General features: G+C 71.7%; 12 protein-coding genes. All 12 read left to right on the top strand.

Annotated elements, in window-relative coordinates:
- Nucleotides 1-415: 415 nt before the first annotated feature.
- The 12 genes from BUE44_RS27315 to BUE44_RS27260 all read left to right on the top strand — a co-directional run bounded on the left by BUE44_RS27315 (nt 416) and on the right by BUE44_RS27260 (nt 14,565).
- On the top strand, nt 416-1,951 hold the full coding sequence (locus BUE44_RS27315; protein ID WP_073501663.1) for a class I tRNA ligase family protein: 1,536 nt from the start codon (nt 416-418) through the stop codon (nt 1,949-1,951).
- Nucleotides 1,948-3,030 carry an FAD-dependent oxidoreductase gene (locus BUE44_RS27310; RefSeq protein WP_073501662.1) on the top strand — a complete coding sequence of 361 codons (1,083 nt, stop codon included), beginning with the start codon at nt 1,948-1,950 and terminating at the stop codon, nt 3,028-3,030. The genes BUE44_RS27315 and BUE44_RS27310 overlap by 4 nt, the downstream gene beginning before the upstream one ends.
- On the top strand, nt 3,027-4,334 hold the full coding sequence (locus tag BUE44_RS27305; RefSeq protein WP_073501661.1) for an MFS transporter: 1,308 nt from the start codon (nt 3,027-3,029) through the stop codon (nt 4,332-4,334). The genes BUE44_RS27310 and BUE44_RS27305 overlap by 4 nt, the downstream gene beginning before the upstream one ends.
- A complete protein-coding gene (locus BUE44_RS27300) occupies nt 4,331-5,635 on the top strand; it encodes an ATP-grasp domain-containing protein (protein ID WP_073501660.1) in 1,305 nt (434 codons plus the stop codon). The genes BUE44_RS27305 and BUE44_RS27300 overlap by 4 nt, the downstream gene beginning before the upstream one ends.
- A gap of 102 nt (nt 5,636-5,737) precedes the next feature.
- Nucleotides 5,738-7,021, top strand: a complete 1,284-nt coding sequence (locus BUE44_RS27295) for a lysine N(6)-hydroxylase/L-ornithine N(5)-oxygenase family protein (RefSeq protein WP_073501659.1) — start codon at nt 5,738-5,740, stop codon at nt 7,019-7,021.
- A complete protein-coding gene (locus tag BUE44_RS27290) occupies nt 7,018-8,316 on the top strand; it encodes an ATP-grasp domain-containing protein (RefSeq protein ID WP_073501658.1) in 1,299 nt (432 codons plus the stop codon). The genes BUE44_RS27295 and BUE44_RS27290 overlap by 4 nt, the downstream gene beginning before the upstream one ends.
- A gap of 32 nt (nt 8,317-8,348) precedes the next feature.
- Complete coding sequence (locus BUE44_RS27285) at nt 8,349-9,560, top strand: acyl-CoA dehydrogenase family protein (protein WP_073501657.1); 1,212 nt, start codon at nt 8,349-8,351, stop codon at nt 9,558-9,560.
- Nucleotides 9,561-9,634: 74 nt separating this feature from the next.
- Nucleotides 9,635-10,831 (top strand): acyl-CoA dehydrogenase family protein, encoded by a 1,197-nt coding sequence (locus BUE44_RS27280; protein WP_407640063.1) that lies wholly within the window; start codon nt 9,635-9,637, stop codon nt 10,829-10,831.
- Nucleotides 10,832-10,984: 153 nt separating this feature from the next.
- Nucleotides 10,985-12,709, top strand: coding sequence for a tryptophan 2-C-methyltransferase (gene tsrT, locus BUE44_RS27275; protein WP_073501656.1), 1,725 nt, complete (start codon nt 10,985-10,987; stop codon nt 12,707-12,709).
- 164 nt (nt 12,710-12,873) lie between these two features.
- Complete coding sequence (locus tag BUE44_RS27270; RefSeq protein ID WP_079190126.1) at nt 12,874-13,650, top strand: response regulator; 777 nt, start codon at nt 12,874-12,876, stop codon at nt 13,648-13,650.
- 178 nt (nt 13,651-13,828) lie between these two features.
- Nucleotides 13,829-14,245 (top strand): cupin domain-containing protein, encoded by a 417-nt coding sequence (locus tag BUE44_RS27265; protein WP_235002497.1) that lies wholly within the window; start codon nt 13,829-13,831, stop codon nt 14,243-14,245.
- Nucleotides 14,242-14,565, top strand: coding sequence for a hypothetical protein (locus BUE44_RS27260; protein WP_073501654.1), 324 nt, complete (start codon nt 14,242-14,244; stop codon nt 14,563-14,565). Before BUE44_RS27265 ends, BUE44_RS27260 begins: the two co-directional genes overlap by 4 nt.
- Nucleotides 14,566-14,599: the final 34 nt, after the last annotated feature.

Raw genomic sequence — 14,599 nt, 5'->3', positions numbered from 1 at the left:
GCGCCCCTAATGCCTCACCGGTAACCCGATGCCGATCCCGGCAGGAAAGGCATCGGGTCCTGGCAGGTCCGGACGACTGCCCGGCCGCCGCCCGGCCCGCACCCCCGACGACGGGTCCGTACGGGGCCTGCTGGGCGGTTGCGCGGGCACGGAGCCGCGTCCCGGGCTTCCCCGCCGTGCCGGGAAGCGGCGGTCCAGATTCCCCAGTCCTCGGGAAGATCTCCCCTATCGATCGGGAACAACCGAAATCTAGCCTCATGACGTCCATCGCCGGACTAACCGACCGGTGGCCGCACCATCGATGAATCGCGCACCGCAACGGGTTTTTCTCTGTGTGAGTGGGATCAATTCCTCCCGACGCTTTCCACGGCACCCCACAAGACGTCCCCACCGCTGCCGAACAAAGGATCGATCGATGGAACGCACGATGGTGATCGCCCCCGGCCCGACCGCGAACGGCGATCTTCACCTCGGCCACCTGGCGGGGCCGTTCCTGAGCGCCGACGTCTGCGCCAGGTACGCCAGGGCCGCGGGACGCGACGTGCTCTTCGGCACCGGCGTGCACTTCACCCAGAACTACATCGTGACCACCGCCAGGCGCCTCGGGGTGCCGCCGGAGGAGCTGCGGGTCAGGTCCGGTGCGCAGGTCGAGCGGACGCTGGAGGCGGTGGGCATCGAGCCCGACGGCTTCGTGCGCTTCGACGAGCGGTACGTCACCGGGGTCCAGCACTTCTTCCAGCGGCTGCACGGCGCGGGCCGCCTCGCGCTGCGTTCGGTGCCGCTGCCCTACGTGGCGCGCACCGGGGACTTCCTCACCGACGCGTACGTGCGCGGCTCGTGCCCGGTCTGCCTGTCGCAGGGGTGCGCCGGGCTGTGCGAGGGGTGCGGGCACTGGATCGGCTCGGGCGACCTGATCGACCCGCGGTCGACGCTGCACCCGGACGACGAGGTCGAACTGCGCGAGGTCCAGGTGCTCGTCCTGCCCCTCGAGGAGCACCGGGCGGCGCTGACCGCCTACTTCGCGGGGCTCGCCCCCACCATGCGGCCGCGGCTGGCCCGGCTGATCGAGGAGCTGCTGGCGCGCCCGCTGCCCGACTACCCGGTCACCCTGCCGATCTCCTGGGGCATCCCCGCGCCCTTCCCCGAGGTCGAGGGCCAGGTGATCTACGCCGACGCCGAGGTCATCGCCTGGAGCATGCACAGCTCGGCGCTGGCCGCCGAGGCGCGCGGCGAGGAGCCGGCCGGTGAGGACGCACTGTGGTTCGCCGAGTCGGGCGCGAAGGTCGTCTACTTCTTCGGCTCCGACGCGGGCTTCGCCTTCGGGGTGGTCGGGGTGGCCATGCTGATGGCGCTGGGCGGCTACGCGCTGCCCGAGCACTTCGTGACCAACGAGTTCTACGAGCTGGACAACGACAAGTTCTCCAGCAGCCGCGGCCATGTGGTCACCGGCCGGGAGCTCGCCGCCGAGGTGCCCAGGGACCTGATCCGCTTCTACCTCGCCGCCACCGGGCCGGACTTCCAGCGCACCAACTTCACCCGCGGCGCGATGGACCAGGTGACCGCGTCCCGGCTGGTGGAGCCGTGGAACCGGGTGGCCGACAAGGCCGGGAAGTTCGCCGGCGGCGGGCCGCTGCCGGTCTCCGCGCGCTCCCGGGAGGCCGCGGCGCGGATGGCGGACCGCTTCGGCGCCTCCTACGACGCCCGCCGCTTCAGCCTGACCGGCGCCGCCTTCACGCTCACCGAGCAGCTGGGCCGCCTCGACCGGTGGGAGGTGACGGCGGACGACGCCGGGGACTTCTGCCACGAGGTGGACGTCTTCCTGCGCTGCGCCGCCCCGCTGCTGATCGACCTGGCCGAGCGGGCGCTGCCCGACCTGGCCGTCCCCGCGTCGTCATCGGCCACCGAGGTCACGCCGCGCGCGCTGCCCCGGCTGACCGGCGCCGGGCAGTGACCGGCAGGCCGGGTACAGGGGTCGGGACGGGCGGCGCGCGGGTCGTCGTGGTCGGAGCGGGCGTCACCGGGCTGCTGACCGCCGTGGAGTGCGTGCTCGCCGGGCACCGGGTCACCGTGCTCGACCGGGGCGCGATCCCCGACCCGGCGGCGACCTCCCACGACCAGCACCGCACTTTACGCACCCTCGCGGTGGGCGACGTCGAGGCCACCCGGCGGATGGGCGCGGCCCACCGCCGCTGGCTGGAGCTGGAGCCGGTGCTCGGAGCGGGCTGCTACCGGCAGGTGGGCGTCGTCACCGCGTGGCCGCGCGAGCGGCTCGCCGAGGTGACGCGCTTCGCGGCCGCGGCGGGCGTACCGGTCGAGACGGTCGGCCCCGGCACGCTGCCGCAGCTCGGCTTCCCGGCCGGCACCGCGGGCGTGCGGGAGTCGCGGGCCGGCGTGCTGCTGGCCGGGCGGGTGCTGCGGGCCGCGGCCAGATGGCTGGCGGCCAGGCCCGCGGCGGCGCTGCGCCCGTACAGCCCGGTGGCGGCGGTCGACGCCGACGCGGGGAAGGTCACGCTGGCCGGCGGCGAGGTCGTCGGCGGTGACGTGGTGCTGGTCGCGGCGGGTCCGTGGACCAGGGAACTGGTCGACCTGCCCGCGGTGCTGCACCGCCAGACGATGGTCTACCTGCGGCCCGGCCGCGGGCAGGCCAGGCGCTGGCGGCACGCGCCCGCGGTGGGCGGGCTCGGCGCGGACGGGCGGGCCTGGGTGGTGCCGCCGGTCGCCGGCACGCTGCTCAAGGTCAGCTCGGACGCGGTCTGCCGGGAGGCGGCGGACACCGACGCCGGCGCCGAGGACCAGGCGCCGTGGGCGGAGCGGCTGGCGGACGCCGGGATCCTCCGCGACCCGGCCGGCTACCAGGTGGTCGCGGTCCGCGCGTGCCACTACACGACCGATACGGCCGCCGGCGGTGCCCGGCTGGCCCGGATGAGCCCCGCCGTCTGGGCGCGTACGGCCTGCGGGGGTTCCGGGTTCGCGTCGGCCCCGCTGGTCGCCGCGACGCTGGCGGCGGCGGCTAAGGAGGCTGCGATATGACCGACGAGGGCAAGATCGGCGTGTTCGACACGCTGAAGTCGACCCCGACGGCGGTGCGTTACCTGCTCGGCGGCGTACTGATCAACCAGCTGGGCGCGTTCGTCCAGACCTTCCTGGTGCTGTACCTGACGCACCGGCACATGTCGGTGCAGGCAGCGGGCCTGAGCCTGGTCGCGTACAGCGCGGGCACGATCCTGGGAACCATGCTGGGCAGCGAGATCACCCAGCGGTTCGGGCCGCGGTTCACCATCGTGGCCGCGATGGCGGGCTCCGGGCCGCTGGTCGCGGTGATACCGGCGTTCAGCCGCTCGGGGCTGCTGGTGCCGCTGCTGCTCGTGGTCGGCCTCGCGGGCCTGCTCGGGCAGGCGTACCGCCCCGCCGCCTCGGTGCTGCTCAGCGACCTGCTGCCCGAGCGGCACCAGGTCATGGGCTTCTCGATGTTCCGCATCGCGCTGAACACCGGCGCCGCGGTGGCGCCGCTGATCGCCGCGGGGCTGATCCTCCTCGACTGGGACGCGCTGTTCTGGCTGGACGGCGCGACCGCGCTGGCCTACGCCGGCCTGGCGTTCGCGCTGCTGCCCCGGCAGGCGGCGCCGGCCGCCGCGACCGAGGCGGCGGACGCCGGGGAGGAGGACGCCGACGCACCGGCGCCGATCACCGGGCGGGCCGCGTACGCCGCGATCCTGCGGGACCGCAAGTACCTGCTGTTCCTCGGCTCCGTCATGCTCGGCACGCTCGCCTACATGCAGTCGGTGGTGGCGCTGCCCCTGCAGATCAGGGCCGACGCCTACCCGACCGCGCTGTACAGCGTGGTGCTGACCGTCTCCTCCGTGGTGCTGATCACCTGCGAGCTGAAGGTCACCACGTACATCCTGCGCATCCCCACCCACACCGCGGTGCTGGTCGGCCACCTGGTCAACGCCCTGGGCTTCGTGGGCTACGCGCTGTCGGCGCACTCGCCGGTCTACCTGGTGGCGGGCGCGGTCCTGGAAGTGGCCGGCGTGATGATCGCGGGCCCGAGCATGTACGCCCACCCGGCGACCTTCCCGGCCGCGCTGAAGGCCCGCTACATCGGCGTCATGCAGGCGGCCACCGGTCTGGCGGCGGCGCTCGGGCCGCTGATCACGGTCTACGTCTGGACCCGGCTCGACCACGGCTTCTGGATGCTGTGCGCCCTGGCGGCGGCCGTCACCGGCGTGCTCGCCATGGCGGGGACGAACCGCGACGAGGAGCGGGGCAGGGCCGCGGCGCACGAGGAGACCGCTGAGGGCAAGGCCGAGGAAACCGTCGGAGGCACCGCATGACCGAGCAGCCCGGCAGCACGGCGGCACCGCGCGGACCGGTGGTGATCGTCGGCTTCGTGGGGGTCACCATCCCCATCATCGAGTCCTTCCAGCCGGACGGCTCCGTGGTGTACGTCGAGGAGCCCGACGTCGTACGCAAGCGGGAGGCGCGCGACAAGCTCGCCGCCGTCGGCTACGTCCGCGACCTGATCGAGTGGGAATACCACCTGCCCGGCAAGGCCGACGAATTCCACGCCGCCCACCCCGGTCTCGCCCCGGTCGCGATCATCCCCGCGATCGAGTACGCCGTGCCCTTCGCCGCCCGGCTCGCCGAGCGCTACGGACTGCCGGGCGCGAGCCTGGGCGCCGCCCTGATCCTGCGGGACAAGGCGCTGCTGCGGCAGGTCAGCGCGGCCGCCGGGATCGCCAACCCGGCGAGCGTGCGGGTGCACGGCCCGCAGGACGTGCGGGACTTCCTGCGCGACCACGGCGGCCCCGCCGTGCTCAAGCCGGCCAATCGCCAGGCGTCGCTGGGCGTCCGGGTGGTCCACGACCCGGCGGAGGTGGCCTCCGCGTGGGAGGAGTGCCTGGTCCAGGACGAGGGCATCCTCGTGCCCGACCGGCCGATGGACGTGGTGATGCTCGCCGAGCAGTTCGTCGCCGGCGACGAATACAGCGTCGAGATGCTGGTGCGCCGCGGCGAGCCGCTGTTCACCAACGTCACCGGCAAGGTCCTCTACCCCGGCCCCTATCCGGTGGAGCAGGCGCACATCGTGCCGGCCGACATCCCCGCGGAACTGTCCGCCCTGCTGGGCGCGCAGACCGCGCGGCTGCTGGCGGCGATCGGGTTCGGGGACGGGGTGGTGCACTGCGAGTGGATCGTCTCCGACGGCGTCCCGTACCTGGTGGAGTGCGCCGGCCGGATGCCCGGCGACGCGATCCTCGACCTGATCGAGGCCGCCTACCCGCTGGAGTTCATGCGCAGCTACTTCGCCGTGCTCAAGGGCGAGGAGCCGCCCATGGAGCTGCCGGAGCGGGCCAAGGGCGGTGCTGCCGTGCGCTTCCTGGCGCCCGGGGCCGGCACGGTCGTGAGCGTGACCGGCGTGGAGGACGCCGAGAAGGCCGAGGGCGTGCTGCTCGTCCACTGCACGGTGCCCGGCGCGTCCTTCGGCGGGCTGCGCAACTCCTGGGACCGCGGCGGCATCGTCATGGCCCGCGGGGACAGCCCGGCGCACGCGCACCGGCTGGCCGGTGCCGCGGCCGCCATGGTCCGCATCGAGACGCGGCCGCCCGGCGACAGCCCCGCGGCGGAAAAGCCGTAACAAGGGAAAAGGATTCCCGGCCCCGGGGGAATTTCTCCCCTATGGCGCGGGAATACCGGCTCCCTAATCTTGAAAAGGCATCACTGACATCGAGGGGGCATTATGACTCACCGCGAGGTTGATGTTCTGGCGATCGGTGCGGGCCCGGCCAATCTGGCCCTGGCCGCGGCGATCGAGGAGTGCGGATCCACTGAACTGGCCGAGAGCACACTGCTGCTCGAACAGGCTCCCGACATCAAATGGCAGCGCGATCTGCTGATGCCGTGGGCGCGCAGCCAGGTGTCCTTCCTGAAGGACCTGGTGACCCTGCGCAATCCACGCAGCAAATTCTCGTTCCTGAGTTTTCTGCACGACCACGGCAGGCTCGACCACTTCGTGAACCTGGGCACCTTCCACCCCTACCGGTGGGAGTTCTCCGACTATCTGCAGTGGGTGGCGACGTCGCTGGAGCGGGTGCAGATCCGCTACAGCGCCAGGGCCGCCGGCATCACCGCGGACCGCGACAGCAACGACGCCATCACCGGCTGGACGGTGACCCTCACCGACGGCGACACCATCCACTGCCGCGACCTGGTCATCGGCGGCGGCCGCGACGCCCGTATCCCCGAGCCCTTCGCCGACCTGCCGCCGGACCGGGTCATCCACAGCTCCACCTACCGCGGCCGTATCGCGGAGATCCCCAAGGACCAGCCGCTGCGCGCGGTCGTCGTCGGCGGCGCGCAGAGCGCGGCGGAGATGTTCTACGCGCTGCACGAGAACCTGCCGCAGAGCCAGATCACGATGGTGGTCCGCTCCATAGGCCTGCAGAACTACCAGACCAGCAAATTCGTCAACGAGTTGTTCTTCCCGTCCTTCGTGGACGATTTCTACGACACCCCGCAGGAAGTGCGCTCGCAGGTGCTCGACGAAATGCGGTTCACGAATTACGCGGGACTCGCGCCGCCCTTCCTCGACGAGCTGTACACGATGCTCTACCGCAATCGGATGCTCGGCGCCCAGCGCTCGGAAGTACGCGCCATGACCGAGGTGACCGGTGCGCGGATCGAGGACAACGACGTCGTTCTCGACCTCAGGGACCGCAAGACCGGAAAGGAATCGCCGCTGCGCTGCGACCTGGTCCTGCTCGGCACCGGATACGACACCCGGATGCCGGCCCTCGTGCGGGATCTGGCCGAGCACGCCGGGCTGGACAGCGTCAGTGTCAGCCGCAACTACCGGGTGGACCTCGGCGCGTCCAGCCCGGGCGCGGTCTACCTCCAGGGTGTCAACGAGGCCACCCACGGCATCGCCGACTCCCTGATCAGCGTCCTCGCGCACCGCAGCCACGACATCGTCACCGACCTGCTGACCCGCCGCAGCACCGCAGAGGCGGGGGCCGCCCGATGAGCCGCGGCACTCTGCTGGTGATCGGCAGCGGGCTGAAGGTCTACCGCGAGTACCTGGTCGCGCCGATCAGCAGGCGGGCCCGCGAGGCGGGCCTGGACATGGTGCTGCTGAACAACCTCAGGCCGACGTGGCAGCAGGCGTACTTCGACGAGGTCGTCGTCGCCAACGTCTTCGACTCCGAGGTGATGGGCCGGGCCGCCCGTGAGGTGGCCGCCCGCCGCGAGGTGGTCAGCCTGATGTGCTGGGACGAGCCGCTGGTGCTGGACGCGGGGCTGCTGGCCGCCGAGTTCGGGGTGCCGGGCCTGTCCGCGCGCGGGGTGCGCGGCTGCCGCGACAAGGAGCTGACCCGGGCCGTGCTGACCGAAGCGGGCCTGCACCAGCCGGGTTTCGGGCTGACCGCCACGGTCGAGGAGGCCAGGGCGGTGGCCGCGCGGATCGGCTACCCGGTGGTGCTCAAGCCGCGGGCGATGGGCGCGAGCATCGGCGTGGTCTTCGCGGCCGACGAGGCGGAGCTGGACGCGGCCTTCGGTGTCGCGCTGGCGGCGAGCGAGGTCGACCCGGGCCCCTACCGGGCCAGCGCGATCGTGGAGGAGTACGCGCCGGGGCCGGAGATCAGCATCGACGGCGCCATCCACAAGGGCGAGTACCTGCCGCTGTTCGTGGCGCGCAAGTACAGCAGCGACCACCCGTACTTCGAGGAGATCGGCCACAGCGTGGACGCGGCCGACCCGCTGCTGGACGACAAGGAGCTGATCGGCACCCTGGCGCGGGCGCACCAGGCGCTCGGCATCGAGGACGGCATCACCCACAGCGAGGTGCGGCTGACCGACCGCGGGCCGCTGATCATCGAGGTCAACGGGCGGCTCGGCGGCGACCTGATCCCCTTCCTCGGCCGGATCGCCACCGGCATCGAGCCGGGCGAGGTGCTCTTCGACGTGGCCACCGGGCAGCGCCCCGACATCACGCACACCCGGCGGGCGGTGGCCGGCATCAGGTTCGGCATCCCCGACGCGGACTGCCTGCTGAAGTCCGTGCGGCTGCCGGCGCCCGGCCAGGCGCCGGGCCTGGTGGCCGCCGCCCCGATGGCCGAGCCGGGCACCACGCTGCGGCTGCCGCCGGGCGGCTACCTGGGGCGGCACTCCTTCGTGGTGTGCGAGGCCGACGACGTGGACGGCTGCCAGGACCGGCTGACGGCCGCGGCGGCGCTGGTGGAGCTGGACACCGAACCGGTCGGACCGGCCGACCCGCGGGCGCCGTTCGCGATGCCGGCCGGCCTGCTGGACGTGGACGAGTGAGCGGCGTGAGCGAGGGGACGAGGGACGAACCGATGACGACGACACCCGAGGCGACCGCGGCACACCGCGGGGAGCCGGACACCGCGGCCGAGATCCTGGCCCGGGCCCGAGCGCTCGCCCCGGTGCTGCGGGAGCGCGCGGACGAGATCGAGCGGAACCGGAAGCTGCCGGCCGACGTGGTGGAACTGCTGCGCGGCACCGGCGTCTTCCGGATGGGCTCGGCCCGCGAGTGGGGCGGCCCCGAGCTGACCTCCATGGACCAGACGCGGGTGGTGGAGGCGCTGGCCTACGGCGACGCGTCGGCCGCCTGGTGCGGGGCGATCGGCTCGCTGACCGGGCCGATCGCCGAATTCCTCGACGCCGACGTCGTCAAGGAGGTCTTCCCGCGGCAGGACATGATCACCGCGGGGGTGCTGGTCCCGGCGGGCCACGCCGAGCGGGTGCCGGGCGGCTTCCTGCTGACCGGCCGCTGGTCCTTCGGCAGCGGCGTCGACCACAGCGACTGGGTGACGTCGGGCGCCTTCGTCTTCCAGGACGGCGAGCCCTACGCCAGCCCCGACGGCAGCAACCCGCATGAGTCACGCCAGTTCCTGGTCCCCCGCGAGCAGGTCGAGCTGATCGACAACTGGCACACCACCGGCCTGTGCGGCACCGGCAGTTGCGACTACACCATCACCGACGTCTTCGTGCCCGAGAACCGCACCTACACCTTCTACGAGCCGCGCGGCCGGCTCAGCCCGCTCTCGACGCCGGACGCCTTCATGCGGATGCTGTGCGGGGTCGCGCTGGGGGTGACCCGGGCCGCCCTGGACCACGCCCGCGAGATCGCCACCACCAGGATCGACCGGATGACGGGCACCGCCTGGTCCGACAGCTTCCGGGTGCAGGTCGCCCTCGCCGAGTGCGAGGCCGCCTTCCACGCCACCCGCAGCGGCGTCTACGGCGGCATGACCCGGCTGTGGGAGGTGCTCGAAGCCGGCGGCGAGCCCACCCCGGAGGAGCGCGCGGCCTCGCCGCTGTCCTGGCTGCACGCCTACCGGAGCGCCCGCTCCATCGTCAACCGGCTCTACGACCTGCTCCAGACGTGGTCGATCAACAAGTCCTCGCCCATGGACCGCTGGCTGCGCGACACCACGACCATGTGCCAGAACCTCCCGGCGCAGGACGTGGTCCTGGAGTCCGTCGGCGCCTATCTGCTCGGCGGGACACCCAAGTTCCGCATCAGCCTCGGCATCACCACCTGACGCGTACCGCAGTCACCGGGGCCGAGGGAGGAATCCGCATGACCAACCAGCTGAGGGGCGATGACGACATGACGTTGACCGCGCAGGCGCAGGCGCCAGGGACCGCGGCCGAGACCCTGGCGCGGGCCGAGGCACTGGCCCCGGTGCTGCGGGAGCGGGCCGCCGAGATCGAGCAGCACCGCAAGCTGCCCGCCGACGTGGTCGAACTGCTGCGCGGCACCGGCGTCTTCCGGATGTGCTGGGGCCGCGAGTGGGGCGGCCTGGAGCTGACCTCCGCCGAGCAGACGCGCGTCGTCGAGGCGCTGGCGTACGGCGACGCGTCGGCGGCCTGGTGCGCGGTGATCGGCGCCAACACCGGGATCTACAGCAACTTCATCGACCAGGCGACCGCCAAGGAGATGTTCCCCCGCACCGACATGATCACCGCCGGGCTGCTCCAGCCGTCCGGCCGGGCCGAGCGGGTGCCGGGCGGCTACCGGCTCACCGGGCGCTGGCCGTTCGGCAGCGGCATCGACCACGCCGACTGGGTGACCTCGGGCGGCTTCGTCTTCGAGGACGGCAAGCCCTACGCCAGCCCCGACGGCAGCAACCCGCACGAGTCGCGGCAGTTCATGGTGCCGCGCGAGCAGGTCGAGCTGATCGACAACTGGCACACCACGGGCCTGTGCGGCAGCGGCAGTTGCGACTACACGATCACCGACGTCTTCGTGCCGCAGGAGCACACGTACAGCTTCGGCGTCGTCCACGGCCGGCCCTCGCCGCTCGCGCAGCCCGACGCCTTCACCCGCGCCATGTGCGGGGTGCCGCTGGGGGTGGCGCGCGCGGCGCTGGACCACGCCCGGGAGATCGCGACCTCCAGGATCGACCGGATGACCGGCGTCGCCTGGGCCGACAGCTTCCGTGCCCAGGTCACGCTCGCCGAGTGCGAGGCCGACTTCAACGCCGCACGGGCCGGGGTCTACACCGCGATGACCCGGCAGTGGGAGGTGCTCGAAGCCGGCGGCACCCTGGACGACCTCACCCCCGACGAGCGCGCCGCCTCGCCGCTGTCCTGGCTGCACGCCTTCCGCACCGCCCGCGCGATCGTCAACCGGCTCTACGACCTGCTCCAGACGTGGTCGATCAACAAGTCCTCGCCGATGGACCGCTGGCTGCGCGACACCACGACCATGTGCCAGCACCTGATCGCCCAGGACCGCATCCTCCAGTCGGCCGGCGCCTACCTGGTGGGCGGCCAACCGGAGTTCGGCATCAGCCTCGGCATCGTCTAGCCGTCGTCCAGCCCCGCCGGGCCGTCCCATCCCATCCGTCCGGCCCATCCCATCCGTCAGGCCGCCTGTCCCATCCGTCAGGCCTGTCGGCCCGTCCGGGCCGCAGGGTCCGTCCGGGCCGCCCGGTCCGTCCACCGCACGGGAGGAGATCCGATGAGCAGAGGCCTGGTGCTTCTGGTCAACCCCAACAAGGTGCATCCGCCGATCGCGCCCTACGCGCTCGACGTGCTCACCACCTCGCTGGAGGCCGCCGACTTCGAGGTCGAGGTGCTGGACCTCACCTTCCACCGGGAGGACTGGAAGTCCTGCCTGGCCGAATACTTCGCCGAGCGCGACCCCTTCCTGGTCGGCGTCACGATCCGCAACACCGACACCGTCTACGCCTTCGAGCAGCGCCCCTTCGTCGGCGAGCACAAGGAGATCATCACCGAGGTCAAGCGGCTCACCGACGCACCCGTCGTGGCCGGCGGCATCGGCTTCTCGACCATGCCCTTCGCCCTGGTCGACTACTTCGGCATCGACTTCGGGGTGAAGGGCCCCGGCGAGCGGATCATCGTCGACCTGGCCGACGCGCTGCTCACCGGCCGCGACCCCGACACCGTGCCCGGCCTGCTGCGCGCCACCGACACCGGAGTCGTCCGGGTCCCGCCCGCCGTGCTCACCGCACGCCACGGCCAGGCCCTGATCCCTGCCCCCGCCGGCCAGTTCGAGCCCCGGGTCTGGCAGGTCGACACCACCGCGACCTATGTCCGCAGGTCCGGCGCCGCCCTGAAGGTGGACAACCTCCTCTACTACCGACGCGGCGGCCTCGGCGGCATCCTCACCAAGAACGGCTGCACCTACCGCTGCTCGCACTGCGTCGAGCCGGACGCGAAGGGCACCTCCTTCGGGCAGCGTTCGGTGACCGCCGTCGTCGACGAGATGGAAGCACTGGCCGCCCAGGGCGTCCTGGACCAGCACACCACCGACAGCGAGTTCAACCTGTCGGTCGCGCACGCCAAGAACGTGCTGCGCGAGATCGTCCGCCGCCGCCACGCACCCACACCGAGCCCGCTGCGCGACCTGCGGCTGTGGGTCTACTGCCAACCCAGCCCCTTCGACGAGGAATTCGCCGAACTGCTGGCCGCGGCCGGCTGCCGCGGGGTCAACGTCGGCTCCGACCACGTCAGGCCCGACATGCTGACCGGCTGGAAGGTCACCGCCAAGGGCACCACCTACTACGACTTCGCCGACACCGAGCGCCTGGTGCGGCTGTGCACGCAGCACGGCATCCTCACCATGGTCGAGGCGCTGTTCGGCATGCCCGGCGAGACACCGCAGACCATGCGCGCCTGCGTCGAGGCCTTCATGGCCCTGGACGCCACCGTGACCGGCTTCTCGCTGGGCCTGCGGCTCTTCCCCTACACCCCGATGGGCATCGCCATGGCCGCCGCCTGCGACGGCGTGCGCACCCTGCCCGGCCTCCAGTCCAACACCGCCACCGGACCGATCATCCTCAAACCGCTCGCGAAGTGCACCGGCCCGACCGAATACGAACGGCAGTTCATGTTCGACGAGCACGGCGACTTCCGGCTCGTCTGCTACTTCTCCCCCGACCTGCCAGCCGACCCCACCGCGCCCCCCGGCGACCCGACCGCGCGCTGGAGCCCCTCGGTCGACCTGCTGTGGGACATGGTCGACCCCGCGGACCACCACCGCGTGATGCTCCCGACCCTCGGCGGCACCAGCGAGAACGACAACAACTACGCCGACAACCCTTTCCTCACCAGCCTCGTCGGCCTCGGCTACACCGGCGCCTTCTGGTCCCACTGGCGCGAACGCGAGGAGATCATGCGCCAGGTCAAGGACAGCGGCATGGCCGAGCCCGCCCCGATGTAATGGGCCCGTGCATATTCCTCCGAAACGTAGGAAGTTTAATTGCCGACGTTATACCAGGGGGCCCCTGCGGCTCTTGCGGTCCGCTGTTTCCTGCCCCATCCTGGTACCGCTCGACCTGAACCACATGAACAGCACGTTGGGGGAAATCCAATTTAGAGGGGCAAATGAGCCAGCAGGAAAACACCACGAGATTACAACGGCAACTCCCGTCCCACGCGGAGGGACCGCAGGGGGATTCGGGCCACCGGCCGGAAGGGGAAGTGCCGCCGTCGCCGTACTCGCACCAACGGGCTCCTGCTCCGCTCACCGTCCTGCTCGCCGACGCCCAGCCCGCGATCCGGCACGGCGTGAGATCCGTACTCGAACGCATCAGCGGGATATCGGTGGTCGGCGAGGCCGCCACCGCCGACGAGGTGCTCGCCGAGACCTCGCGCTGCCGGCCCGACGTGCTGGTGGTCGACCCGCTGATGGACGAGCCGACCGGCACGCACGTCATCAGCCGGGTGCTGCGCATGACGCCCGACGTCGGTGTCCTGGTCTTCAGCTCGGACGACGACGACAAGTCGATCACCTCGGCGCTGCACGCCGGCGCCCGCGGCTACCTCATCAAGCGGGCCAACGCGGACCAGATCCTGCGCGGCATCCAGGCCGTCGCGGCCGGCGAGGCCATCGTGGACAAATCGATAGCCGACCGGCTCAGCGTCCTCATACGCCCGGCCACCGGGCAGTATTACTACCCGTTCCCGCAGCTCACGAACAGGGAGCGGGACGTGCTCGACCGCATCGCGGCCGGCAAGTCCAACACCGCCATTGCCCGGGAGTTGGCACTGGCCTCCAAGACCATCAGCAATCGGGTCTCCACGATCTTCGGCAAGCTCGGTGTGGCCGATCGCGCACAAGCGATTGTATTAGCCAGGGATGCGGGCCTCGGACATGGCTGAACGCCTTTTATCCCGCCCCGTGCACCGGGGAACCCGCCCGGTGCACGTATTTCCGCTTCCCCGTCGCAGATTCCCGTGGGAAAGGGAAGACTTCCCCTGTCGACCGGGAGTCGCCGAATTCTAGCCTGAGGGCTGTCGCACGGCCACCCAGTCGAAGAAAGCCGATCGGAGCGGGACGTTGACCGACCACGAGCACGCCGACGTGACCATCCGCGCCATGGAGCCGGACCACCTCGAAAGAGCCCACGGGCTCGACCTGAAGCTCCTCCACCCCTGGGCGGGGCTGGACTCGCCCTTCCGCGGCGCCTGGTGCGTGCTGCGCCCGGGCGACGTCTCGGAGCTGCACGCGCACCACGACCGGGAGATCTTCATCGTCATGTCCGGCCGCGGCACGGTCGTCGCGGGCGGGCGCCGCCAGGAGGTCGCGGCGGGCGACCTGGCGTACATCAGGCCCGACGTGGAGCACAGCGTCGTCAACGAGCACGACGAGGACTTCGCCTACTACGCGATCTGGTGGGACCGGGCGATGTCCGCGGAATTCCTCGGCCTCCCGCAGGAGACCGCCGGCGCCGGTGTGGAGGCGGTGGCCTCATGATCGACTACGACGGGCGGCGCTTCCGCGCGCCGGACGGCGACACGGCGACCGAGGCCGTCTACCACCAGCAGGACGACTTCGTCTGGGGGGAGGTCGCCGGCGGCGCGATCCGGCGCGGCTGGACCGCAGGCACCCGCAGGCCCGACGGGACGCTGTCGATGGGCTACACGCTGGTCTTCGCCTCGGGCGAGGTGGTCTGCGGCCGCAGCGTGAACACCCCCGAACTGACCGAGGACGGCCGGGTGCGGCTGCACGAGGCGTGGGAGAGGTACGGCCCGCACGCGGCGACCGGCATCTCCTACATCGAGGAGGTGGCCTGACCGTGGCACCGGCGACGGCGGCGTCCGAGGCGGA

This window comes from Actinacidiphila paucisporea (genome assembly GCF_900142575.1).
GTDB classification, from domain to species: Bacteria; Actinomycetota; Actinomycetes; order Streptomycetales; family Streptomycetaceae; genus Actinacidiphila; species Actinacidiphila paucisporea.
The sequence above is the reverse complement of the archived record's forward strand: the minus strand, read 5'-3'. Positions and strand labels throughout refer to the sequence as shown.

What these genes read in the sequence shown, in the direction of transcription:
- BUE44_RS27315 (WP_073501663.1), top strand. Translation starts at nt 416, where the DNA reads ATGGAACGCACGATGGTGATCGCCCCCGGCCCGACCGCGAACGGCGAT.
- BUE44_RS27305 (WP_073501661.1), top strand. Translation starts at nt 3,027, where the DNA reads ATGACCGACGAGGGCAAGATCGGCGTGTTCGACACGCTGAAGTCGACC.
- BUE44_RS27300 (WP_073501660.1), top strand. Translation starts at nt 4,331, where the DNA reads ATGACCGAGCAGCCCGGCAGCACGGCGGCACCGCGCGGACCGGTGGTG.
- BUE44_RS27295 (WP_073501659.1), top strand. Translation starts at nt 5,738, where the DNA reads ATGACTCACCGCGAGGTTGATGTTCTGGCGATCGGTGCGGGCCCGGCC.
- BUE44_RS27290 (WP_073501658.1), top strand. Translation starts at nt 7,018, where the DNA reads ATGAGCCGCGGCACTCTGCTGGTGATCGGCAGCGGGCTGAAGGTCTAC.
- BUE44_RS27285 (WP_073501657.1), top strand. Translation starts at nt 8,349, where the DNA reads ATGACGACGACACCCGAGGCGACCGCGGCACACCGCGGGGAGCCGGAC.
- tsrT (WP_073501656.1), top strand. Translation starts at nt 10,985, where the DNA reads ATGAGCAGAGGCCTGGTGCTTCTGGTCAACCCCAACAAGGTGCATCCG.
- BUE44_RS27270 (WP_079190126.1), top strand. Translation starts at nt 12,874, where the DNA reads ATGAGCCAGCAGGAAAACACCACGAGATTACAACGGCAACTCCCGTCC.
- BUE44_RS27260 (WP_073501654.1), top strand. Translation starts at nt 14,242, where the DNA reads ATGATCGACTACGACGGGCGGCGCTTCCGCGCGCCGGACGGCGACACG.